Annotated in this window: 23 protein-coding genes; 9 read left to right on the top strand and 14 right to left on the bottom strand. The window is 49.6% G+C overall.

Annotation, left to right across the window (positions count from 1 at the left end; all coding sequences use genetic code 11):
- Position 1 precedes the first annotated feature (1 nt).
- From carA to ACZ5PT_RS15040, 9 genes are all read right to left on the bottom strand, one after another.
- Positions 2-1,126: a glutamine-hydrolyzing carbamoyl-phosphate synthase small subunit gene (gene carA / locus ACZ5PT_RS15080; RefSeq protein ID WP_464263852.1), complete on the bottom strand. Its 1,125-nt coding sequence runs from the start codon at positions 1,124-1,126 to the stop codon at positions 2-4.
- An 82-nt stretch (positions 1,127-1,208) separates the two neighbouring features.
- The gene (carB, locus tag ACZ5PT_RS15075; protein ID WP_464263851.1) at positions 1,209-4,412 is read right to left on the bottom strand and encodes a carbamoyl-phosphate synthase large subunit; all 3,204 of its coding nucleotides are present in this window, start codon (positions 4,410-4,412) and stop codon (positions 1,209-1,211) included.
- 53 nt (positions 4,413-4,465) lie between these two features.
- A complete protein-coding gene (locus ACZ5PT_RS15070; RefSeq protein WP_464263850.1) occupies positions 4,466-5,740 on the bottom strand; it encodes a dihydroorotase in 1,275 nt (424 codons plus the stop codon).
- A 22-nt stretch (positions 5,741-5,762) separates the two neighbouring features.
- Positions 5,763-6,698, bottom strand: coding sequence for an aspartate carbamoyltransferase catalytic subunit (locus ACZ5PT_RS15065; protein ID WP_464263849.1), 936 nt, complete (start codon positions 6,696-6,698; stop codon positions 5,763-5,765).
- Positions 6,699-6,713: 15 nt separating this feature from the next.
- Positions 6,714-7,250, bottom strand: coding sequence for a bifunctional pyr operon transcriptional regulator/uracil phosphoribosyltransferase PyrR (gene pyrR / locus ACZ5PT_RS15060; RefSeq protein WP_464263848.1), 537 nt, complete (start codon positions 7,248-7,250; stop codon positions 6,714-6,716).
- A 212-nt stretch (positions 7,251-7,462) separates the two neighbouring features.
- Positions 7,463-8,131 (bottom strand): signal peptidase I, encoded by a 669-nt coding sequence (lepB, locus tag ACZ5PT_RS15055; protein ID WP_464263847.1) that lies wholly within the window; start codon positions 8,129-8,131, stop codon positions 7,463-7,465.
- A gap of 3 nt (positions 8,132-8,134) precedes the next feature.
- Positions 8,135-9,934: a translation elongation factor 4 gene (lepA, locus tag ACZ5PT_RS15050; protein WP_464263846.1), complete on the bottom strand. Its 1,800-nt coding sequence runs from the start codon at positions 9,932-9,934 to the stop codon at positions 8,135-8,137.
- Positions 9,935-10,090: 156 nt separating this feature from the next.
- Complete coding sequence (locus ACZ5PT_RS15045) at positions 10,091-10,540, bottom strand: hypothetical protein (RefSeq protein ID WP_464263845.1); 450 nt, start codon at positions 10,538-10,540, stop codon at positions 10,091-10,093.
- 105 nt (positions 10,541-10,645) lie between these two features.
- Positions 10,646-11,563 carry a DMT family transporter gene (locus tag ACZ5PT_RS15040; RefSeq protein ID WP_464263844.1) on the bottom strand — a complete coding sequence of 306 codons (918 nt, stop codon included), beginning with the start codon at positions 11,561-11,563 and terminating at the stop codon, positions 10,646-10,648.
- A 113-nt stretch (positions 11,564-11,676) separates the two neighbouring features.
- On the opposite strand from ACZ5PT_RS15040, the gene ACZ5PT_RS15035 reads away from it, so the two are divergent.
- The 9 genes from ACZ5PT_RS15035 to ACZ5PT_RS14995 all read left to right on the top strand — a co-directional run bounded on the left by ACZ5PT_RS15035 (position 11,677) and on the right by ACZ5PT_RS14995 (position 18,589).
- A complete protein-coding gene (locus tag ACZ5PT_RS15035) occupies positions 11,677-11,832 on the top strand; it encodes a hypothetical protein (RefSeq protein ID WP_464263843.1) in 156 nt (51 codons plus the stop codon).
- A 54-nt stretch (positions 11,833-11,886) separates the two neighbouring features.
- Positions 11,887-12,687: a transporter substrate-binding domain-containing protein gene (locus tag ACZ5PT_RS15030; RefSeq protein ID WP_464263842.1), complete on the top strand. Its 801-nt coding sequence runs from the start codon at positions 11,887-11,889 to the stop codon at positions 12,685-12,687.
- A gap of 84 nt (positions 12,688-12,771) precedes the next feature.
- Complete coding sequence (locus tag ACZ5PT_RS15025; protein WP_464263841.1) at positions 12,772-13,731, top strand: amino acid ABC transporter permease; 960 nt, start codon at positions 12,772-12,774, stop codon at positions 13,729-13,731.
- Complete coding sequence (locus ACZ5PT_RS15020) at positions 13,724-14,458, top strand: amino acid ABC transporter ATP-binding protein (protein ID WP_464263840.1); 735 nt, start codon at positions 13,724-13,726, stop codon at positions 14,456-14,458. The genes ACZ5PT_RS15025 and ACZ5PT_RS15020 overlap by 8 nt, the downstream gene beginning before the upstream one ends.
- A gap of 94 nt (positions 14,459-14,552) precedes the next feature.
- On the top strand, positions 14,553-15,248 hold the full coding sequence (locus ACZ5PT_RS15015; RefSeq protein WP_464263839.1) for an AzlC family ABC transporter permease: 696 nt from the start codon (positions 14,553-14,555) through the stop codon (positions 15,246-15,248).
- Positions 15,245-15,568 (top strand): AzlD domain-containing protein, encoded by a 324-nt coding sequence (locus ACZ5PT_RS15010; RefSeq protein WP_464263838.1) that lies wholly within the window; start codon positions 15,245-15,247, stop codon positions 15,566-15,568. Before ACZ5PT_RS15015 ends, ACZ5PT_RS15010 begins: the two co-directional genes overlap by 4 nt.
- 13 nt (positions 15,569-15,581) lie before the next feature.
- Positions 15,582-15,878: a ribosome assembly RNA-binding protein YhbY gene (gene yhbY, locus ACZ5PT_RS15005; RefSeq protein ID WP_464263837.1), complete on the top strand. Its 297-nt coding sequence runs from the start codon at positions 15,582-15,584 to the stop codon at positions 15,876-15,878.
- A gap of 63 nt (positions 15,879-15,941) precedes the next feature.
- On the top strand, positions 15,942-16,547 hold the full coding sequence (locus tag ACZ5PT_RS15000; RefSeq protein WP_464263836.1) for a hypothetical protein: 606 nt from the start codon (positions 15,942-15,944) through the stop codon (positions 16,545-16,547).
- Between the two features lie 53 nt (positions 16,548-16,600).
- On the top strand, positions 16,601-18,589 hold the full coding sequence (locus ACZ5PT_RS14995; protein WP_464263835.1) for a M1 family metallopeptidase: 1,989 nt from the start codon (positions 16,601-16,603) through the stop codon (positions 18,587-18,589).
- Positions 18,590-18,606: 17 nt separating this feature from the next.
- Here ACZ5PT_RS14995 and ACZ5PT_RS14990 read toward each other — a convergent pair whose 3' ends face one another.
- The 5 genes from ACZ5PT_RS14990 to ACZ5PT_RS14970 all read right to left on the bottom strand — a co-directional run bounded on the left by ACZ5PT_RS14990 (position 18,607) and on the right by ACZ5PT_RS14970 (position 23,835).
- The gene (locus ACZ5PT_RS14990) at positions 18,607-19,251 is read right to left on the bottom strand and encodes a PilZ domain-containing protein (protein ID WP_464263834.1); all 645 of its coding nucleotides are present in this window, start codon (positions 19,249-19,251) and stop codon (positions 18,607-18,609) included.
- Between the two features lie 21 nt (positions 19,252-19,272).
- Positions 19,273-19,767 (bottom strand): transcription elongation factor GreB, encoded by a 495-nt coding sequence (gene greB, locus ACZ5PT_RS14985; RefSeq protein WP_464263833.1) that lies wholly within the window; start codon positions 19,765-19,767, stop codon positions 19,273-19,275.
- A gap of 208 nt (positions 19,768-19,975) precedes the next feature.
- Positions 19,976-21,109, bottom strand: a complete 1,134-nt coding sequence (locus ACZ5PT_RS14980) for a deoxyguanosinetriphosphate triphosphohydrolase (protein ID WP_464263832.1) — start codon at positions 21,107-21,109, stop codon at positions 19,976-19,978.
- A 150-nt stretch (positions 21,110-21,259) separates the two neighbouring features.
- The gene (gene pcaF, locus ACZ5PT_RS14975; RefSeq protein WP_464263831.1) at positions 21,260-22,459 is read right to left on the bottom strand and encodes a 3-oxoadipyl-CoA thiolase; all 1,200 of its coding nucleotides are present in this window, start codon (positions 22,457-22,459) and stop codon (positions 21,260-21,262) included.
- A gap of 20 nt (positions 22,460-22,479) precedes the next feature.
- Positions 22,480-23,835 carry an aspartate aminotransferase family protein gene (locus ACZ5PT_RS14970; protein WP_464263830.1) on the bottom strand — a complete coding sequence of 452 codons (1,356 nt, stop codon included), beginning with the start codon at positions 23,833-23,835 and terminating at the stop codon, positions 22,480-22,482.
- Positions 23,836-23,867 lie beyond the last annotated feature (32 nt).

Genomic DNA, 23,867 nt, shown 5'->3' with positions numbered 1-23,867 from the left:
ACTAGTTTTTGTGTTTCGCCATCATCTCGATGAAGCGCGCGAACAGATACTGTGCATCGTGTGGACCAGGAGAAGCCTCAGGGTGGTATTGCACAGAAAAAGCCGGCAGCTTTGTATGTTGAATGCCCTCAACAGTGTTGTCATTGAGGTTGATGTGGGTCACTTTAATCTGCTTACTCAGAGACTCAGCATCGACTGCAAAACCGTGATTCTGAGAAGTTATTTCCACCTGCTGGCGCTGATGGTCGAGAACCGGCTGGTTGCCACCCCGATGGCCAAATTTTAGTTTGTAGGTTTTACCGCCAAGTGCAATCGACAACAGTTGATGACCGAGACAGATGCCAAAAATCGGCACCTTGCCGAGCAACTTAACGATATTTTCCTGCGCATATTTAATTGGCTCAGGATCGCCTGGGCCGTTACTCAGAAAAACCCCATCTGGATTCATCTTTAAGACCTCTTCGGCTGGTGTCGCGGCTGGCACGACGGTCACATCGCAACCCGAAGAGACGAGGTTCCGCAGAATGTTCCGCTTGATACCAAAATCATAGGCAACGACCTTGTAAGGGAGCACTTCCGAACTGCGATCAGCGTAACCCTCCCCCAGAGTCCAGACCCCTTCGGAGTAGCTATAAGCAGAATCGCAGGTGACTTTTTTGACCAGGTCACGACCGAGCAGACCCGGTGAATGCCGGGCTTTTTCGATCAGGCGGTCTGGGTCGCTATCAACCGAGGAGACAATCCCGACCTGAGCCCCCTTGGTACGAATGTGACGCACCAGCGCCCGGGTGTCGATGCCTTCGATGCCAACAATGCCTCTTTCTTTCAGGTAGGCATCGAGGGTCATTTCCGAACGGAAGTTACTCGGAAAAGGGCAAGACTCCTTAACCACAAAGGCGGAAAGGAACGGTTTGCACGACTCCACATCTTCCAAGTTGATACCGGAATTACCGATCTGCGGATAGGTCATTGTGACAATCTCTCCGCAATAGGAAGGGTCAGTCAGAATTTCCTGATAACCAGTCATGCTGGTGTTAAAAACCACTTCACCAGAAACTTCACCAGTTGCCCCGAATGCTTTCCCCTCAAAAACCTTGCCGTCGGCAAGGGCCAAAATTGCTTTCATAGATATCACTTTCCTGTTTCAGTTAATGCCTGTTTCAAGCTATCAAACAGCGGTAACCTTCGCTGTATGTTCATACTTGTATTTAGTTTAAATCAGCATGGTATTCCTGCAAACTCTTCACCGCACCTTTACCAACTCCACTGCAGGCGGCAATACCTTCTGCTGCAGCTATTGCTGCTGAAATAGTTGTAATATATGGAACTTTTTGTTTGATCGCAGTTTTTCTAATATAGGAATCGTCGTGCGTACCAAGGCGCCCAATCGGCGTATTGACAACCAGCTGGATATCACCATTCATAATGCTGTCGCCGATATTTGGTCGACCTTCGTGCATTTTTTTGATTTTTTCTGCTGTTATACCATGCTCATTGAGATAGGCAGAGGTGCCCTCGGTCGCGAATACCTTAAAGCCGAGCTCAGCAAAACGTTTCGCAACTTCCAGTCCGCCAACTCGGTCATTTTCATTGACGGTAATCAAAACTGAGCCGCTTTGCGGCAACATAGTTCCTGTCCCCTCCTGAGCTTTAAAGAAAGCGCGACCAAAGTTATCGGACATGCCGAGAACTTCACCGGTTGAACGCATTTCCGGACCCAATACAGGATCAACTTCTGGGAACATGTTGAATGGGAAAACAGCTTCTTTAACACCATAATGTGGCAATTTCTGCGCAACCAAGTTCATATCGGCGATCTTCTCGCCGAGCACTGCCCTCACTGCCAAACGAGCCATCGGGATGTTGCAGACCTTGGAAACCAACGGTACGGTCCGACTGGCTCGAGGATTTGCCTCGATGATGTATACTTTGTCTTCAAAGATTGCATACTGGATGTTCATCAGGCCAACAACGTCCATTTCGACAGCAATTTTTTGCGTATAGCTGACGATGGTATCAATATGTTTCTGTGGGATATTCACGGGTGGAATAACGCATGCGGAGTCCCCAGAGTGAATTCCTGCCATTTCGATATGCTCCATCACTGCCGGGACAAAAGCAGTGGTGCCGTCACAGATTGCATCTGCCTCAGCCTCGATCGCATCCTCCAGGAATTTATCGATCAGAATCGGCCGATCAGGTGACACATCAACCGCTTTGGTTACATATTCTTGAAGCATCTTGTCATCGAAAACCACTTCCATAGCTCTACCACCGAGAACGTAGGAAGGACGTACCATCAACGGATAGCCGATTCGATTTGAAATCTGTAAAGCTTCATCCAGAGTGCTGGCCATGCCGGAATCAGGCTGCGGAATGTCAAGTTTTTGCATCATCGCGTTGAACTGTTCGCGATCTTCAGCCATGTCGATCGTTTGAGGGCTGGTGCCAAGGATTTTCACCCCGGCGGCTTCCAGCTCTGCGGCAATGTTCAGCGGTGTTTGTCCACCGAACTGCACCACCACCCCTTCCGGCTTCTCTTTGTGATAAATCGACAGGACATCTTCAACTGTCAAAGGCTCAAAATAGAGTTTGTCGGAGGTATCATAATCGGTGGAAACCGTCTCCGGATTACAATTGACCATAATCGTTTCATAGCCAGCTTCACGAAGGGCAAAAGCGGTATGCACACAGCAATAATCAAACTCGATCCCCTGCCCAATCCGGTTCGGACCGCCGCCAAGAACCATGACTTTTTTGTTGCTGGAAACATCGACCATGTCGGCAGCGTTGTAGGTGGAGAAGTAGTAAGCGGCGTCCTCAACCCCGCTGACCGGCACCGGTTCCCACGACTCAGCAAGATCCAGTTCCAGGCGTTTTTCACGGATTGTCTGCTCTGGCAGAGCAAGGATCTGACCGAGATACTTATCGGCAAACCCGTCTCTTTTCGCCTGCAGCAACAGTTCGCCTGGTGGGAGTTGACCACGATATTCTAGAATTTGTTCCTCAAGTTCGACCAGTTCCTTCATTTGCTCAAGGAACCATTCCTTGATATGGGTCCGGTTGTGCAGATCCTCAATTGTGGCCCCCTTGCGCAAAGCCTCGTACAGAATAAACTGGCGCTCACTGCTCGGCTCGACTAACTTCTCCATCAACTCCGACAGCGACAAACTGTTAAAATTAGCGGCAAAACCAAGACCATAACGACCACTCTCAAGAGAACGGATCGCTTTTAAAAACGCTTCCTTGTAGTTTTTGCCGATACTCATAACCTCGCCAACGGCGCGCATCTGGGTGCCTAACTTATCTTCAACTCCTTTGAATTTCTCGAAAGCCCAGCGGGCAAACTTAACAACAACATAATCGCCGGAGGGGGTATATTTTTCGAGGGTTCCATCACGCCAGTAAGGAATTTCATCGAGGGTCAGGCCCGCGGCCAGCATTGATGAGACTAAGGCAATGGGAAATCCAGTCGCTTTGGAGGCAAGTGCCGAAGAACGAGAGGTCCGCGGATTTATCTCTATAACAACAACCCGATCGGTGGCCGGATCATGCGCAAACTGGACGTTGGTACCGCCGATCACTTCAATGGCGTCAACGATATCGTAAGAGTATCTCTGCAGCCGCTGTTGTAACTCTTCACTGATTGTCAGCATCGGTGCAGTGCAGAATGAATCACCGGTGTGAACCCCCATTGCATCAACATTTTCAATGAAACAGACAGTGATTTTCTGATTTTTAGCGTCACGAACGACTTCTAGTTCTAACTCTTCCCAACCGAGGACCGATTCTTCAACCAAAATCTGATTGACCGGACTAGCGGATAAGCCGCGTCGAACTAATTCATCGAATTCCTGCATATTATAAGCGAAGCCACCACCGGTACCGCCCATGGTGTACGCAGGTCGAATAACAACCGGAAAGGCAATTCGGGTGATAATGTCTTCGGCAGCCTCTACTGTCGTTGCAATTTCGCTTCTGGCCGTTTCAATCCCCAAACGGTCCATCGTTTCTTTGAAGATCTCGCGATCTTCACCACGTTTAATCGCCTCGAGATTAACGCCGATAACTCGAACCCCATATTTATCGAGAACACCTTCTTCGGCTAAGGCACTGGAAAGGTTGAGAGCTGTCTGGCCGCCCAGATTGGGTAACAGCGCATCCGGTCGCTCTTTTGCAATAATCTCGGTGAGGGTTTTAATGTTAAGAGGTTCTACATAAGTGGCATCTGCCAAGCCGGGATCGGTCATAATTGTTGCCGGATTCGAATTAACCAGGACGATCTGATATCCAAGTTTCCGCAACGCTTTGCAGGCTTGGGTTCCTGAGTAGTCGAATTCGCAGGCCTGGCCGATAACAATCGGACCGGATCCAATAATTAATACTTTTTTTACATCATCACGTCTTGGCATAAAACCTCACCTGTCGGTTAAAAAGATAAACACTAAACACCTATTATAACGATTTAATCCCTACTGAAAACGACTTTCCCGGCACGCAAAGTCTTCATCGCGCACCCCTTCATGGTGTGACCGTCAAAGTAGGTATTTTTGCTCTTTGAGTGCAACTTTGCCGCATCAAGAAGCCACTCTTTATTTGGATTGATCAGAGTGATATCTGCAACGGCACCAACTGAGAGAGTACCACGATCAATGTTGAGAACCTTGGCGGGCCGACAGGTCAGCAGGGCAATCGCCTGTGACAGGCTCAAAATCTTGTCGGCAACCAGTCTTAAGGTCAGCGGGAGGGTCGTCTCAAGTCCGACTATCCCGTTGGCAGCCAAATCAAACTCAACGTTTTTGTCATCAATGTGATGCGGTGCATGGTCGGTAACAATTGCGTCGACCGTACCATCGGCAAGGGCCGCACGAACAGCATCGACATCTTCCTGACAGCGCAGCGGCGGATTCATCTTGGCGTTGGTATTGTAGCCGCGAACTGCTTCGTCGGTCAGCGTGAAGTGATGCGGTGTCGCTTCGCAGGTAACCCGGACACCGCGTGCCTTTGCTTGGCGGATTAATTCCAGACTTGCCCGAGTGGAAACGTGAGCGACATGCAGATGTCCGCCGGTCAGTTCAGCCAGCATGATGTCTCGCGAAGTCATTGCATCTTCAGCGGCATTCGGAATCCCCTTGAGACCAAGCTCTGTGGAAACCTCACCTTCGTTCATTGATCCACCGGCAACCAACGACAGATCTTCGGCATGGGAAATAACTGCGGCACCGAAAGTATTGGCATATTCGAGTGCCCGGCGCATCATTTCGCCATTTTTGATCGGCAACCCGTCATCGGAAAAACCGACACAACCGGCCTCTTGAAGTTCGCCCATCTCCGCAAGGATTTCACCTTTAAGACCCTTGGTCACGCAGCCGATAGGGAAAACGTTTGCGGTGCCTTCGTATTTGGCCTTATTGATGATGAACTGTGCAATCGGCAGATTGTCAATCACCGGGCTGGTGTTCGGCATACATGCGACCGAAGTTACGCCACCGGCGGCGGCAGCCAAGGTCCCGGAAATGATATCTTCCTTGTACTCCAGACCCGGTTCACGCAAGTGAACGTGAATATCGATCAGGCCGGGGGTCACAATAGTCCCGGCAGCATTGATAACTTCAGCATCGCCGGCATCGATATTAGCAGCCAATTCGGCTATTTTCCCGTCGACAATCAGAACATCGAGTTTTTCATCAATATTATTTGCCGGATCAACGACTCTTCCTGATTTCACCAGAACTTTCATAGTTGTCACCTCTATCCTCAAATCAATCTTGTTGCAGTTTTTCGCCACCGGCGGCTAAATAAAGCAGGGCCATTCTTACCGCGACACCATTTTCGACCTGATCGAGAATGACATTCTGCGGACCGTCAGCAACCGAGGTTGACAATTCAACTCCGCGATTGATCGGACCTGGGTGCATGACGATGGCATCTTCCTTAGCCAATTTGAGACGTTCTTCGGTGAGGCTGAAAAACTTACAGTATTCGCGGACCGAAGGGATCAGCGGCGCGCCCTGGCGCTCGCGCTGGATACGGAGCATCATCACCACATCGACGCCGCGAATCGCATCATCGATTTTATTAAAAACTTTGCAGCCGAGCTTTTCAATGCCTGGTGGAATCATGGTCCCCGGACCGGCGATATGGACCGTTGCGCCCAACTTATTCAGGCAGTAGATATTGGAGCGCACCACGCGACTATGTGTGATATCACCGATAATGGCCACCGTAAGCCCCTCAATCTTTCCCTTGTTCTCACGGATGGTGTAGGCATCGAGCAGCGCCTGACTAGGGTGCTCATGCATGCCATCGCCGGCGTTGATGATCGAACAGTCGAGGCGCTCAGTAAGATACTGGCATGCCCCGGAGGCGTTGTGGCGCATGACGATGATATCGGGGTTCATCGCTTCGATATTCTTCGCCGTATCCTCCAGCGTCTCCCCTTTAACCACCGAGGAACCGGAAGCACTGATGTTGATTGTGTCAGCAGAAAGACGTTTGCCGGCAATTTCAAAAGAGGTCCGGGTCCGGGTGCTGGCTTCAAAAAACAGGTTGATGATAGTTTTACCGCGCAGGGTCGGAACTTTCTTGATGTCGCGGCGATTGATCTCTTTAAAGCTGATCGCCGTATCAAGCATGAAGGTCAGTTCCTCAGCGCTGAAGTCTTTAATACTGATAATATGCTTAGGATTGAATGTCATTGAACGCCTCCAGAATTATATTCTTATCAGATGAACGGCTTGCGCGGCATGCTGCTGATCAAAATCGACTTCTATCTGTTCATTTCTGGCCGTTGGCAGATTCCTGCCGATGTAGTCAGGTCGAATCGGCAGTTCACGGTGACCACGGTCAACCAGGATCGCCAGCTGAATACATTTTGGACGACCGAGGTCGGTTAACGCATCCAGAGCGGCACGGATGGTCCGACCGGTGAACAAAACATCATCGACCAGCACCACACTGCGACCACTGAGCGCAAACCGGATATCGGTCTGCCCGACCGACAAGTCACTGCGCGAACCGATATCATCACGGTACATGGTGACGTCAATCGTCCCGAGTGGCACGACATGCCCTTCGATCTCAGAAATTTTTTGTTGTAACTGCGACGCCAGGTAATCACCGCCGGTTCTAATACCGATCAGGACCAGATCATCGACGCCCTTATTCTTTTCCAGGATTTCGTGCGCAATTCGCGTTATCGCGCGATCTATTCCCTCAATATCCAGAATTTCAATTTTTTCAGCGGCCATGGCCCTTCCTCTCCTTGTGTTTCAGACACAAAAAAAGGCACTTGCACACATAATATGCGCAGGTACCTTCGGATAGACTTTAGTTTTAAATAGTACCACTTTTGTTCCCTTGCTGACCTCTCGGATCAGATTAAAGGGTGAAACAAGCTCAAATTTCGCCGACTTTAGCAACCGTGTCGGGCAAAAGTCAATAGCTTATTTTTTAAAAATAATTACTCTATTGGTCGGCCGATACGTTCAAAGCGAACCTTCTCTGTCAGGTCAGCCTTGCCATCCCAGGACCAGTACTTGATGAAAGCAAGTCCCTTGATTTTTGATTTATGGACGAACCCCCAAAAACGGCTATCAAAGGAATGGTCACGGTTATCCCCCATGACAAAATAACTGTCCTGCGGCACTTTGATCGGTTTGGTGAAATCACGCGGACCAGCAACCGAAGGAATCACCTGTCCGTCTTTGTGGATTTCCTGCGGGAGGCTATAGGCTTCGCCGTTAACATAAACCTGCTTGGCTTTAATTTCGACAACATCACCTGGCGTACCGATGACCCGTTTGATAAAGTCACGTCGCTCGAAATAGGATTTCCCTTCATCGTCGGGAAATTCAAAGACAATGACGTCGCCTCGCTCTGGATCTCTCAATTTTAAATAGGTCCCATCAAAAAACGGCAGATGGGTTCCATAGATAAATTTATTGACTAGCAGGTGATCGCCGATCAGCAAAGTATCGAGCATCGATCCCGATGGAATCTTAAACGCCTGAAATAGAAATGTCCTGATAATCAGCGCCAGGACAATGGCAACAATTAACGCTTCAGACCACTCACGATACCAGGGTTTCTTTTCCGTAATGGCAGGGGTTTTCTTATTGAAGAATGACATTGTCTACTCTTTGACTTTGAGGATTGCCAGAAACGCTTCTTGAGGAAGTTCGACACTCCCCACCTGCTTCATCCGCTTCTTACCAGCTTTCTGCTTTTCAAGCAACTTGCGTTTCCGAGAAATATCACCACCATAGCATTTGGCGGTGACATCCTTACGCAATGCTTTGACCGTAGACCGGGCAATGATTTTGCTCCCAATTGCTGCCTGGATGGCGACTTCAAACTGTTGCCGAGGGATAAATTCCTTCATCTTAGCAACCAGGTCACGACCACGATACTGAGCCTTATCCTGATGAACAATAAGGGAGAGAGCATCGACGACTTCGCCATTAATCAGGACATTCAGTCGGACCAACTTACTCAGCCTGAAATCAAGATGCTCATAATCGAGGGACGCATAACCACGCGAAATCGATTTAAGCCGATCGAAGAAGTCGAGAACGATTTCATTCAGCGGCAACTCGTAGACTATCATCACGCGAGTCGAGGTCAAATATTTGATCTCACGCTGAATGCCGCGTTTTTCAATACAGATATTCAACACTGCACCGACAAACTCGTTCGGCACATGAATCGATGCCAGCACAAACGGTTCTTCAATCTTTTCGATGAATTGCAGTTCGGGAAGCATGTTGGCGCTTTCCACCTGTAGCTGTTCACCTTTAGTGGTCGTGACTTTGTAGACAACTGTCGGCGCGGTGGTAATCAGCTCAACATCAAACTCACGCTCCAGACGCTCCTGAATGATCTCCATATGCAGCAGGCCAAGAAAGCCACAGCGGAAGCCGAAACCGAGCGCCAAAGAGTTTTCCGGCTCAAAGGAAAATGCCGCGTCGTTGAGGCGCAGTTTTTCCAAGGCATCGCGGAAATTATCGTATTCACCCGAGTCAATCGGATAGAGCCCGGAAAAAACCATCGGCTGAACTTCTTTATAGCCTTCCAAAGCCGTTTCGGCAGGACGGTGCAGATGGGTAACCGTGTCCCCAACCTTGGCATCCTCAACAACCTTGATGCCAGCGATAATAAAACCAACTTCTCCGGCTGCCAGTTGCGGTAACTCTAGCGGGTGCGGGCTGAAAGCTCCAACCTTAAGCACCTCATAGGTCCCACCAGTAGCCATCAATTTGATTTTCTCACCTTTTTTGACGGTTCCTTCCATGATGCGAACCAGGACAATAACGCCCTGATAGGAGTCGTACCAGGAGTCGAACATCAAGGCTTGAAGTGGAGCACTTGGATCGCCGCCAGGAGCAGGAACCCGAGCGACAACTGCCTCAAGAATATCCTCAATCCCAATGCCATCTTTGGCGCTGGCAAGAATGGCATCACTGGTATCGATGCCGATGATCTCTTCGACCTCTGCCTTGATACGTTCTGGCTCAGCACTCGGCAGATCGATCTTATTAAGCACCGGGAAAATTTCCAGATCCTGATCGATGGCCATGTAAACGTTGGCCAGAGTCTGGGCTTCAACCCCTTGAGCGGCATCAACCACCAACATCGCACCTTCACAGGCAGATAGCGAGCGGCTTACTTCATAGGAGAAATCGACATGCCCGGGCGTATCAATCAGGTTCAGAATATAATCTTCACCATCTTTAGCATGGTAGTTCAAACGAACGGCCTGTGCTTTGATGGTAATCCCGCGCTCTTGCTCAAGTTCCATCTTATCGAGATATTGAGCAGACTTTTCACGATCAGTCAGTGCCCCCGTCATCTCTAACAAGCGATCGGCAAGGGTCGATTTTCCGTGATCTATATGGGCAATAATGGAAAAGTTGCGAATATTATTTTGTTTCATGCATTCTCAAACAGTACGAAAAAAGATTAATGACAACCTAAGTGAACCGCAGATAGTAGCCTTGTCGACAGAGATTTGTAAAGGGGAAAGGAATGTCGAGATTACAACCCTAGACCATTATGCCAAAGTGCCACAAATACATGCCGACATGGCAGATCAATGAACGACCCGCGCGACATCGTAGAGTGTGTGAATTCGATCAATCTCCAACTGTTTTTCATCTAGAATAAGATCGAATAATGCATGCGCTTCGGGGTCGGATTCTCTTTTTTTCAGATTCACATAGAGATTGAAAACCATTTGTTCGGTTTGCAGAATATAGTTATAGCTACCCAGGTCGTTGCGGATGCCGTAATCATCAAGCAATTCGCAACTGCCAGCCCTATTTTTTCGAACCTGAGTTGGCGGTCGTTCCTTGCGCAACTGCAGAGAATTGTTGCTGGGATCATCTTTCAATTGCTGTAGCTTCTGTAGCAGAATACGTTCTTTGGTCGCCACGGTCTGAAACACAGAGCGAATAGCATCATCCCCACTACACTCAGCCAGTCGCCGATAAAGATCCTGCTCAGCCTGCTCAACATTAATGACAAAATCGAGGATTCTCATGCATTGCTCCTCTATTTAAATATTAGAAATGCAAATGACATTTCATATAGCGATAATTTCATTATAAATGTAGACCGGATTATAACAATGTGCATAAGCGCAAATTTACGAAAGTTTTGCGCTAAGTTTTTTTAATTTTTGCTTGGCAGCAAGCAGTGGCCAGGTTTCAGCGACAATCATTCCGGTAACAATAAGTGCGCCACCTGACCAGCCCAATGGAGTCAGCCGATCTCCGGCCAACCAGATCGAGAATATTGCGGCAAAAACAGGTTCGAGGGTGTAGATCAGGGCTGCCCGGGTCGGTGTTGTGCGGTTCTGGTAGGTGGTCATTGCCCAAAAAGCATAAGCGGTGGCAAACACAGACGTAATGACAAAGGCAAAAATCAAAGAATCGGTCCACTGTTGTGGCCATGAAATCGGCTCAAAACAAAGACTGCCAAAACATCCAAGGACCGCCATCGTCGCAATTTGCACAAAAGTCAACGCCCGCCCATCGTACCCCTTGGTAAAAACATCCAATCCAAGAATATGTAGTGCCACAAAAAATGAGCAGATAACCACGAGCAGATCCCCGAAATTAATTGTCCAGGGGGTGTGCCAGGTGAGCATCAGCAGACCAGACAGCGCCAGGGTAACTCCTACCTTGGAGCCGAAAGCTGCGGGTTTCTTCAAAAACGGACCGGCCATCAATGGAACCCAGACAACACCTAGTCCAGTCAAAAAACCAGCATTGGCAGAGGAGGTCCGCTCTAGGCCAAAAGTCTGGAATACGTAGGAAAGAAATAACAGCATCCCGAGCAAAATACCAAGCCGCCAGCCCCGGCGATCGAGGGTTGCAAACCCTGCCCGGCCAGCCATGACGGCCAGAATAACTGAAGCCATGGCAAAACGAACCCAAAGAAACGCCATAACTGGCATCTCGCTGATGGCTTCCTTGACGATTGGAAAGGTGGCCCCCCAAAAGAGCGTTACCGTGGCTAGCATAAATTCGGCGAAATATTGTCGTTTTTGCTGCGGGTTCATGAAGTATCCAGGAAAAATGCTAGACTCTTGTTTCCGACAAAGACGCTATGGTATAAGCAGAATTCCGTTAATTCAAATGTTTTTTTGAGGTTACCAAGCTTGGAGGCTCATGGATGAAACGTGGCAGAAAAGAACCGGTGGAAATTATCTGCCCCAAATGCCGCTATACCAAAATTATTTACCTGCCGATTGAAGACCTACCTCGCTGTCCCGAATGCAACACCCCGATGTTGATCAACGAACTCCTTGATGAAGGTAAATCTTACTAGTCACCGACCGTCTGATGCGGTCTTGTTTCCCTATTATGTACGGAGGAAAATTCTATGAAACATCTGAAAATTGTTATTGCCTGCTTGTTGTCACTCTGTGTTGTTCTTCCCGGCTTTGCCGTAGCCGACACCCTGAACAATATTCTTGATCGTGGCGTACTGCGGGTCGGTATGGAGCCTGGCTACATGCCATTCGAAATGACCAACAAAAAAGGTGACATTGTCGGTTTTGATGTTGATATGGCCAAGCGCATGGCAAAAGCCATGGGTGTAAAGCTGGAACTGGTGAGCACTGCCTGGGATGGTATTATTCCGGCTCTATTGACCGAAAAGTTCGATATTATCATGAGCGGCATGACCCTTACTCAAGAACGCAACATGAAGATCAGCTTTGCCGATCCCTATATTGTTATCGGTCAAAGCATTCTGATCAAAAAAGATTTGGCTGGGGAGATCAAATCCTATAAAGACCTGAACAATAAGAAGTATAAGATTGCCTCCAAGCTTGGAACAACCGGCGAACAAGCCACCAAGCGGATGATCCCCAACGGCACCTACATCTCCTTTGAAACAGAGCAGGAAGGCGTCATGGACCTGGTCAACGGCAAAATCGATGCCTTTATCTACGACCTGCCCTACAATGCCATCGCATTTGCTGAAAGAGGCGAAGGCAAGTTGGCCCTATTGGACGAGCCGTTCACCTATGAGCCCCTGGCATGGGGCGTTAAGCGCGGTAACGCTGACTTCATCAACTGGCTGGACAACTTCTTGGTCCAGGCCAAAAATGACGGGACCTACGACAAAATCTATAAAAAATGGTTCCTCAGCGACAAGTGGCTGAACCAGCTTAAATAATTGTTTTTTGAAGATGGTGGGAGGGTCTGTAATGCAGAAGCTCCCACCATCTTTTTGTTTGACCCAAGCACGAAAGATTAAACGTTGAATACAACCAAAAGTATCTTGCCCTGGCGTCTGTTAACACTCCTCATTCTATTTATGATGTGTGCTGGCCTGTGGGTTGCAACAAAAAAAATCGATTATACTTGGCGCTGGAAAAGGGTTCCTCAATACTTCGCCTACAACGCTGAAACCACCCTCAACTCCCCCTTTGATGGGCGGGTGACGACGATAGACAACCTCGGCGACACCACCCGAATCAAAGTAATAAGTGAAGTGGATGAGGAACTGATCTTTGAAATCGATACGACCTCCCTCAACGTCAGTGTTGATGAGGATCTTTTCGAAGGTGATCACCTCGGCTCCACTTTTAAATGGAGTGCCGGGCCGCTGATTGTTGGCCTATGGAACACACTTTGGATTTCTGCTGCCGCCAGTATTCTGGGGATGATCATCGGTATGGTCACAGGGCTGTGTCGCGTTTCCAAAAACACCACCTTGCGCGATCTGTCGGCTATCTATGTAGAGTTGATCCGTGGCACCCCGCTTCTGGTACAGCTGTTCATTTTCTATTTCTTTCTCGGCACCGTTCTCGATATTGATCGATTTGTCGCCGGCATCTGTGCCCTGGCTGTTTTTGCCGGGGCCTATGTTGCAGAGATTATCCGTGCCGGAATCCAATCTATCCCCAAGGGACAGATGGAAGCCGCCCGCTCTCTCGGCATGAACGTGCCGCAAGCAATGGTCTACATCATCCTGCCGCAGGCCTTTAAACGAACCCTGCCGCCCTTGGCCGGACAGTTCATCAGCCTGATCAAGGATTCCTCGCTGGTCTCGGTTATTGCCATTAACGACTTGACCAAAAGCGGACGTGAGGTCATCACCTCAACCTTCGCCACTTTTGAAATATGGTTTATTGTCGCCCTGCTTTACCTGTTTATGACATTTGCTCTATCGCAGGTTATTGCCTGGGTTGAACGGAGGCTCGCAGTCAGTGATTAAGACCGTTGATCTAAAAAAGACTTTTGTTGGACGAGGGCAGACGGTGCACGCCGTTGATGGCGTATCCGCTCACGTTAAACCGGGAGAAGTTGTGGTCATCATCGGCCCTTCCGGCTCAGGAAAATCGACCTATCTGCGCTGCTTGAACGGTCTGGAAGATATGACTTCCGGCCACATCATGGTTGATGGCATTGACCTGGCTGACAGAAAGACCGACCTCAACAAGGTTCGTCGCGAAGTCGGCATGGTGTTCCAACAATTCAACCTGTTCCCGCATAAAACGGTGCTGGAAAATATCGTTCTGGCCCAGCAGGTGGTACGCAAACGTAAGCGCTCGGAAGCCGAAGACAAGGGCCGACAACTGTTGAAAAAAGTCGGGATCGCGGAAAAAGAGAGCGTCTATCCCGGGCATCTCTCCGGTGGTCAGCAACAGCGGGTGGCGATTGCCCGTGCCCTGGCCATGGAGCCAAAGGTGATGCTGTTTGATGAGCCGACCAGCGCCCTCGATCCGGAAATGGTCGGTGAAGTCCTCGAAGTCATGAAACAGCTGGCGCGCGAAGGGATGACCATGGTCGTCGTTACCCACGAGATGGGTTTCGCTCGCGAGGTCGCCGATCGGGTACTGTTTATGGATCAGGGCAAACTGGTAGAAGAAGGCACCCCGGAGCACTTTTTTACCGAGCCGCGAGAAGAACGGGCCAAAGCCTTCTTAAAGCAGGTCCTCTAGGTAAATCTCAGCATATTCTTTTTAAAATTAACGGGGACAGAATTCATTTTCTGTCCCCTTCTGTTTTTGCCGAAATTCTATATAATTGCAAACCATGAAAAACAACACCAACTCAACCCTGCGCGAAGGGGCTGCTGCCGGCTGGCCGATCTGTCTCGGCTATTTTCCGATCGGCTTGGCCCTCGGCGTCTTGGCCCAAAAGGCTGGCCTGCCCTGGTGGGCGATGGCGATGATGTCAGTGCTGGTGTTTGCCGGCAGTGCGCAGTTTGTCTGCGTAGCCATGCTTGCGGCAAAGGCCTCAATCCCGGCAATTATCATGACCACTTTCGTGGTTAATCTACGTCATGTGTTGATGAGTTCTGCCTTAGCGGTCCACCTGTCCGGCGTCAGTCGTCGCTTTCTTGCGCTGTATTCCTATGGCATTACCGATGAAAGCTTCGCCGTTAACATGACCCGCTTTCGCGACGGTAATTGGGATCTCTGGCGTGCGCTGATCGTCAATCAACTTGCTAACAGCGTCTGGTTTTTAGCAACGATCATTGGCGCTCTGGTCGGCCAGTTTGTGCCGCAAGGTGCTTTCGGCATTGATTACGCGCTGACCGGTATGTTCATCTGCCTGCTGGTGTTTCAATTGCAGGGTCGTATCTATATTGTCACCGGCCTTTTGGCCGCCGTCATTTCAGTCGGCTGGTACCTACTGATTCCTGGAGATTCCTATATCGTCGGTGCCTCGATGAGCGCCGCGACCCTCGGTTATTTTTTAAAGTTACGCTATCGGAGGAACAAATGAGCTTTACCGATTATCTGTTCCTCTTTGGTGGTATGGGCCTTGTCACCTACCTGCCGCGCGCCCTGCCGCTACTTTACCTGGCGCACAAACAGTTGCCACAATGGATGATCGACTGGCTCAGCCTGATCCCGGTGGCGATCCTCAGCGCACTGCTCGCGCCAACCTTATTTACCAACGCTGCGACACGCAGTTTAGATTTCGGCAAAACGGAGCTGCTGGTGGCAATTCCGACATTGATCTTTGCCTTAAAAACCCGTAGTCTCGGCGGCACCGTTCTGGTCGGTATGGTACTCTACTGGCTAGCCGGGCTGTTTATCTAAATTTGGAGATTTTATGAAACTGACAGGAAAACAAAACCGCTATCTGCGCGGACTTGGACATCATCTAAAACCATTCGTCTTTGTCGGCAAAGAAGAAGTCAACCAGGCTGTTATTGCGGCAACGGAAGAAGCGTTGAACAGTCACGAACTGATTAAAGTCAAGTTGCAAGATGGCTGTTTGAGTGACCGCAAAGAAGTTGCAAGCGAATTGGCTGAAGCCACCGGTGCCGCCATCGCTCAGATTCTCGGCAAAAACATTCTGCTCTACCGTACCAGCAAGGAACACAAGATTACTTTACCCAAAAGCTGATAACGTCAGCTGTCGGTTAAACTTAATATGAAAGATAATACTCAGCAGGTATAATCTATAACTATGTTTATCTTCGATATTAACCAGTCACCGCCGACTCATCAGGAACTCGAGGTGGAAAAACGTCACCTCGCAGAGCTGAAGAAGCAACTGATCAGAAACTCCTTCATTTCAGACGGGGTACACTGTTCGGCCCTATTGGGTCTCTATTTAGCCGATCTGCTAGGCGGGCTTGGTCTGTTGGCGATCGTGGGACTGGGAACTGTCATCGCGGTCGTATTAGCGTCAACATTGAAAAATCGTCTGCGCAAAGCGGATCTGATAACCGTTGCGTTAATAGCGATAGCGGTTGCATTTGCCGTCGGTGGCCTGGTTCATGGGCTCCCGGATCAGACTGTCGCCGGTAGCATTCTTGCCGGAATCATTGCCGGCAGTATCGTTTTTACCAGCACCCTGATAGGGCGCCAGATGCTGCGGGTTTTTAACGGCCTTGAGCAGATAAAAAGCCTGGCAACATTTCCTGCTGCTGAACAGGAAATGTTGCAGCTTTGTCGTGAAAACTCCCATCTGGAAGAATACCGACAACAGGCCTTATTGATTCTGCGCCCTAACCTCACCTTTGGTGAACTGCAATCGATGCGTGACTGGGTCAAGCAAGTATCGCTCTGAAAATCTAAGCATCTTCACTACTGCCAACAACAGGGGCTCTCATGATACGCCTTTTGCTGTTTTTCCTGCTGCTGTTCCCGATACATTCCCACGCCCTTATCGATTATCAACTCGATGTCATCCTGCTCCCTGCTGAGCAACGCCTGATAGCCACGGCCCTGATCACTCCCGACCCATCACTGGGTCGACAAATAGAGCTGCGATTGTCGAATAATTGCACAATTGTGGACATTCATCAGGCAGGCGAAGTCCTCAGCTATTCTCATGCCGGCGAGACTCTTTCAATTAAACTGAATAACCGCCAACCTTTAAGTATCAGCTATCAAGGAAAGTTTTCAGATCAAGTAATCAGCTCTCCGGTTCACAACGAAGATCCGAGCTATGGTGTCACGGCCAGCATAGCGCCCATCGGTAGCTATCTTTCTGCGGCAGCTAACTGGTATCCACGCTTGACCAGCGAAGCACTTCACTATCGCGTCAGCGTTACGGCACCGTTGGGTATTGAGGCTGTCTCTTCCGGGCGTCGCGTTTTACGTAATAGCGATAACCGCAAAACCCATTCCGTCTGGGAAATCGATTATCCCCTCTATGGATTGACTCTTTCCGCCGGTAACTACCAGGTTTTTGAGGATTCAAAGGGCCGTATCCCAATCTACGCATACTTCTATGCTGAATCAGCGACACTTGCCGCGACCTATTTAAAAGAAGCCCGAAGTTATCTGCAACTCTACGAAGAACTCTTTGGCCCCTATCCTTTTAACAAATTCGCCATTGTCGAAAACTTTTTCCCGACTGGCTATGGCCTGCCATCATGGACTCTGCTCGGCAGCAGCGTCATCAAACTGCCATTTATTGTTAAAACCAGCCTGGGTCACGAAATTGCTCATTCCTGGTGGGGAACCGGAGTGCGGGTTGACTATGCGCAGGGAAACTGGGCAGAAGGATTAACCACTTACGTTGCTGACTACCTTTATCAGGAGCAAAACACTGCCGCGCAGGCATATGAATATCGTCTGAAAGTTTTACGGGAATATGCCAGTCTGGTCACTGCTGACAATAGGTTCCCATTAGCTCAATTCAGATCACGTCACGACAAGGCCAGCCAATCTGTTGGCTATGGAAAAGCGGCAATGCTATTTCATATGTTGCGCAAGAAAATTGGAGAAGAATACTTTTGGCGCGGATTGAAAACAATCGCTCAAGAAAACATGTTCCAATCGCTTAGCTGGAGCGGCTTCGCTGATTATTTTAGCGCGCTCACAGGCAGTGATCTGCAGCCATTTTTCAAGCAGTGGTTGCAGCGTGTCGACGGCCCTCGGTTGTCGCTGCAGCACGTTGAGCTCACGCAAGATACTGAAGGATTTGCTATTCATGGTGAACTGGTACAGACCGCCCCTTATTATCAGTTGACGGTAGAGCTACAAGCCATAATGGAAAATGAGAGCATCCAAGTGCCAATCAAAATCAACACTGCCTCACAAGGCTTTCGGCTTAATCTGCCTGAGCGCCCCTTAGCCCTGCTTGCTGACCCTGCTGCAGACCTGTTCCGGATTTTGGACAAAAATGAAATCCCCCCGACGGTAAACACGATTCGAGGCAGTAACAACTTGATCGTGGTGACAGCAGCTGAACTAGCACCATCCGTCACTGCGCAAAGAACACTTTTGGGCGCGTTGCGCAAATTGAACTTACCGGTGCAAAAGCTTAACAATATTTCGACAGCAGAATTAGCGACACATGATCTGTTGATTTTCGGTGCAAGCAGCAGACTTAATCCTGAAGGACTTAAGGGAGCGAAAATCACTCTGGAGAAACAAGAATACGCGCTCAGGGATAAATCTGCATTTATAGTTCAGCCCCACCCTTTATCCAAAGACAAAACGGCGGCCTGGTTTCTCTCTGCGGACAGCTCGACAGACGCTATCGTCGCACGGAAAATACCCCATTACGGGAAATACAGTTATTTGCTGTTTGACGGTAAAACCAACCGCGCAAAAGGAACCTTGGCCCCGGCTCAGTCGCCATTAAGGGTTGAATTCTAGGGGGCTGACTTTATCTCTCAGGATACGGAGGCAGCCGAGGCTATGAAATCCCAGAGGATATCGACAACCTTTTGATTGAGGGATTTAAATTCGACGCCAATAGAATTGGCTTTGCGGGCGGCTGTTTTTTCCTTGTTGATCCAAGAAACGACAGCAGGAAGAGTGAAGTCATCGTTACATCCGGGCAGCGATAAACAAACAGAGATAGGTGCTTTCTTTTTCGGATATGCGGTCTTTGGGCTAAGTTCGATACAGGCCCCTGACATACTCAGGTTGGAAAGAAATCCCGTCTGTATCTGCTCATTGCAACGGAAACGCACCGGCAGACGATCTGAAAAGTCCAAGCGTAAGTGGTTCCGCGCTCCGGCCATCACTTCTTCTAAGGCCTGTAAAAAACGATCGAGGCTTTTTTTGCTCTCATCTGAAGCGTCAGTACTTTTCTCCAGCATTTCTCTTTCTTTACGCACTTCATTGAGCAAGGTTTTATACCTGAACAATCTTTTGACTAAATCATTGCGGTGAAAGGTAAACCCTTCTGCGTAAATAAGCACATCGCCGACCGGTACGACTTCTTTGCAATGCCCACAGCCAACCGTGTCGATCTCCGATAAAAGTGCTGAAACAATCATTTCATCACATTTTGGACACTTCATCTTCAGCATAAAATCATCCCCCACAAGCGGCTAATCAAGACTTATATATTCAACCTTAACAATTTCAAGCTCTTCAACACCGCCTGGGCTTCGGAATGTGACAGCATCCCCTGCAGATGAACCAAGGAGCGCTTTGCCGATTGGCGAGACCCAACTGATCCGCCCCTGTTTCAGGTCTATTTCATCGACGCCAACGATACTGAAAACTTTATTCTCCCCGGATTCATACTCAACGGTGACAGTGCAGCCGAACAACACCCGTTCGCCAGCAACAGTTTTCTGCTGTAACGGGTCAACAACAGACGCTTGTTCCAGTCTTTTTTCCAAAAAACGGATGCGACCATCGATCTGCCGAAGCCGTTTTTTACCATAGTGATAATCGGCATTTTCACTACGATCGCCATTGGATGCAGCCCAAGTGACCGTCTTAACCATCTCTGGGCGCTGTTGGTAGAGCAAATCCTTTAATTCTGCCTTTAAGCGATCGGCACAACCAGGAGTCATATAGATACGTTCAACTTGCATGTAGCTGTAGTTCCTTAAAAAAGCTGAGCCAGAGAGATAAAAAGATTTCGCTTATCGGTAAAATATCCCGCATGACTAACTGAACAGTTATTAAATTTACTTTATAAATAGTGGATTGTAAATGGATGGGGGGAAAATAGATGGAATCTGTTTTGCGTCCAGTCTTCGATCGACAGATAAAAGCATTTTTTCGCAAAACAATCCACCCTCAAGTCCTCTCAAAGGGCTCATAAAGGCGCTTGTACTCATCCTGCGCATAACGATCTGTCATGCTCGCAATATAGTCGCAAATCACCCGCTCAGTGCCATACATGTCAAAACGAGGCTGATATTTTTCCGGCAAAAGTGAGGGATTTTCAATATAATTTTGAAATAATAGAGTCAAAAAGCGTTCCGCCTTGACCCGCATTCTTTCGACTTTGTGATGCTTGTACAATTTAGCATAAAGGAATTTCTTAAGTTCTCTGTTTAACTCCTGCATCTGTGGGCTAAAACTGGCTAAGTTTGTCGGTTGGCAACGAACATCATCTAACGTCTGGATATTAAATTTATTGAGATTGCTTAACGTTGTACTGACCAGATCATGGATCAATTCACCGATCAAATAACTAATCGTCTGTAACGTATGACGACGTTCACTGATGCCGGGAAATTTTTCTCCCACCATCAACCAGGCCTGTTGCCAGAGCTGCACTTTTGCCAAATCATCAAGCTTGATAAAACCAGCTTTCAATCCATCATCGATATCATGATTGTTATAAGCAATTTCATCCGCCAGGTCGATAATTTGCGCTTCCAGTGTTGCGCGCAGGTCCGGTTGGTAAGCGGTAATCGCTTGATTACCGGCACAATCGTAATCGGAGGAATGTTTAATAATCCCTTCACGGGTCTCCCAACTGAGATTTAAACCGTCAAATTCAGGATAGCGTTGTTCCAGGGCCTCAACAATCCGCAATGACTGGCGGTTGTGTTCAAAACCACCATAATCTTTCATCAACCGGTTAAGCACATCTTCTCCGGTATGACCGAAGGGAGTATGACCAAGATCGTGGGCCAGCGCCAATGCTTCAACCAGATCTTCATTGAGGCGCAGATTACGGGAAATTCCACGTGCGATCTGAGCAACTTCCAGCGAGTGTGTCAGGCGGGTTCGGTAGTAGTCCCCTTCGTGATTAACGAAAACCTGGGTTTTATATTCCAGACGGCGAAAGGCCGCGCAATGGATAATGCGGTCCCGGTCCCGCTCATAAGTCAGACGATCATCTTTGTACGGTTCGGCGTGAGCGCGACCGCGGCTTTGATCACTGTGGGCGGCATAACTGGCTAATCCATTTTGACGCATAATTGCCTCTTAGCTGAGGGAGGAAGGTTGGCTACAAAGTCAGGATACGGCAACTCAACGTCGCACTATGTCACACAGCTCGCTACGTAGGAGCAATTTTCCGCACAACAACATCAACCAGGGGCCGAATCTTATTACAAAATATTTCGGTCAGACTCTCTCGAGCACCAGAGCAATCCCCTGCCCCACCCCGACACACATGGTACACAGCGCGCGCCGCTGACCAGTCTCCTGAAGCTGGTGGACGGCAGTAGTCACTAATCGTGCCCCGCTCATGCCTAAGGGGTGCCCGAGCGCAATAGCACCTCCCAGGGGATTGATTCGCAGATCATCATCACACAAACCAAGCTGACGGGTACAGGCCAGTGATTGTGCGGCAAATGCTTCGTTGAACTCCAGAATATCCAGGTTATCCAACGTCAGTCCCAGTCGGCTCAGCAGTTTTTGGGTTGCTGGCACCGGTCCTATGCCCATAACGCGCGGAGCAACACCGGCTACGGCCATGCCCAACACGCGGGCCTTGGGGGTCAGGCCATTGCGAGCAGCGGACTGTTCCGTTGCCAATAGCAACGCCGCCGCGCCATCATTGATACCCGAGGCATTGCCGGCGGTGATGGTCCCATCAGGATAGATCGTTTTGAGTTGGGCAAGCTTTTCCAGCGAGCTGGCGCGAGGGTGCTCATCTTTTTCAATGTTCAGGGGGGTCCCTTTACGCTGGGGGACCTGGACCGCAACGATTTCTGTCGCCAAACGCCCGTCCTGCTGCGCTGCGGCGGCTTTTTCCTGGCTCCAAAGGGCAAAACGGTCCTGATCCGCACGGTTGATGTCGAATTCCCGGGCCAGGTTTTCAGCGGTTTCCGGCATCGATTCAGTGCCGTAAAGCGCGTTTAGTTGCGGGTTGATGAAACGCCAACCGATGGTCGTGTCGAAAATCTCGGCGGCACGGGAAAATGCAGCTGTCGCTTTACCCATAACGAAGGGCGCGCGGGACATGCTTTCTACTCCGCCGGCGATCATCAACTCAGCATCCCCGGCTTTGATCGCCTGAGCAGCGCTGCCGATGGCGTTCATGCCTGAACCGCAGAGTCGGTTGACGGTACTGCCCGCGACCGTCTCCGAGAGCCCCGCCAGCAATAAGGCCATACGTGCCACATTGCGGTTATCTTCACCGGCCTGGTTGGCACAACCGAGTATGACATCGTCCACCGCTTCCCAGTCAACGTCAGGGTTACGCTCCCTCAGGGCCTTGAGTGGAATCGCTGCCAGATCATCAGCACGTACCGAAGAGAGAGAACCGCCGTAACGCCCTACAGGTGTCCGAATTGCATCGCAGATAAAAACTTCTCGCATGGTTTGAACCTTCCTTTGCGTCAGTGAATATAATCGCGGGGGAGTATTTTTCTTATTTTACGAAAGCCGCTCAACATCACCTCGGCCAGCTGGTCAATTTCCTGCTCGGACATCGGCGTAGAGAGGGCCCCGGAGCAGGTATTAATCAACATAATGCCATGGTCCAAAAGATGGTCCACCAGGATCTTGGTCAGTTTGGCTTCCTCTGGCCCGACAAATGCCTCGCGATAGTTTTTTGGCACAGCAGCCTTCAGGTGGACGCGAAACATCGAGCCACCACCACTGACGCAGGCCGGGATATCGGCAATCCTAATCGCTTCGGCGAGCCTATCTCTAGCCAGCTCCGCCAAGTTATTGAGCCTCTTGACCGCTGTTTGGTCGAACAGTTCCATCGCCAAACGCCCGGCGACGGTGGTAATCGGGTTGGCGGAAAAGGTTCCAGAGTGAGGAAAGAGCAGCTTTTCCGTCAAGGGATTCATGACGTCCATCACCTCTTTGCGCCCGGCCAATGCTCCTACCGGGAAGCCACCACCGATCAGCTTACCCAGCGCGGTCAGATCAGGCATTAATCTATAAATCTCTTGCGCGCCGCCATAATTTGAGCGGAAGGTAATCACTTCATCACAGACCAACAGGGCGCCATTATCTCGAGTCCAGCGATAAAGCGTCCGGACAAATTCCTCAGTGGCGGGAATCAGACCGACCCGATGTGGCAGCAGGTCGAGCAGCACACAGGCCAATTCGTCGGCATGTTGATCGAGAATAGCAAGAGCCCGGGCAGGATCATTAAAGGGAATAATAACAACATCATTAAGTGCCGCAGCGGGGGTACCATAGGCAACCGGGACGCTGGTCGGATTCTCCACGGCTCCCCAATTCATGGGGCTGGCGGTCTGGCTGACCTCGGCATAATCATAAAGACCATGGTAGGCCCCCTCGACCTTGGCAATTTTAGGACGCCCGGTGTAAGCGCGGGCTGCCTTCAGGCAGCCCATGACAGCTTCAGTACCGGAGTTGACAAAACGAATGCGGTCAAAACTGGCTGTGCGAGCACATAAATGTTCGGCGTAGAGAATCTCGGCTTCTGTCGCCAGGGTAAAAGCCGTGCCTTTTTGTAGCTGTTCAGTAACCGCGGCCACGACCATGGGATGGGCGTGGCCGTGGATCAGCGAGGCCATGTTATTGGCGAAATCGATCCGCTTCACACCCTCGATATCGGTGACATAACACCCCTCGCCTCGCTCTGCGTAGAGTGGGTGGGGAGATCGAAGTACGGTGTTCCTGCTGACTCCTCCAGGTAAGACCTTGCAAGCCCGTCGGTAAAGAGCTGCACTTTTGCATTCAGTAATCGATATTTTAGCGTTTTTCGTGGTCATTGTTTGCTCCGCCTGTTGTCAGGATTGAGCAA

The organism is Desulfuromusa ferrireducens (genome assembly GCF_055389805.1).
This window is presented reverse-complemented; position numbering and strand designations above follow the sequence as displayed.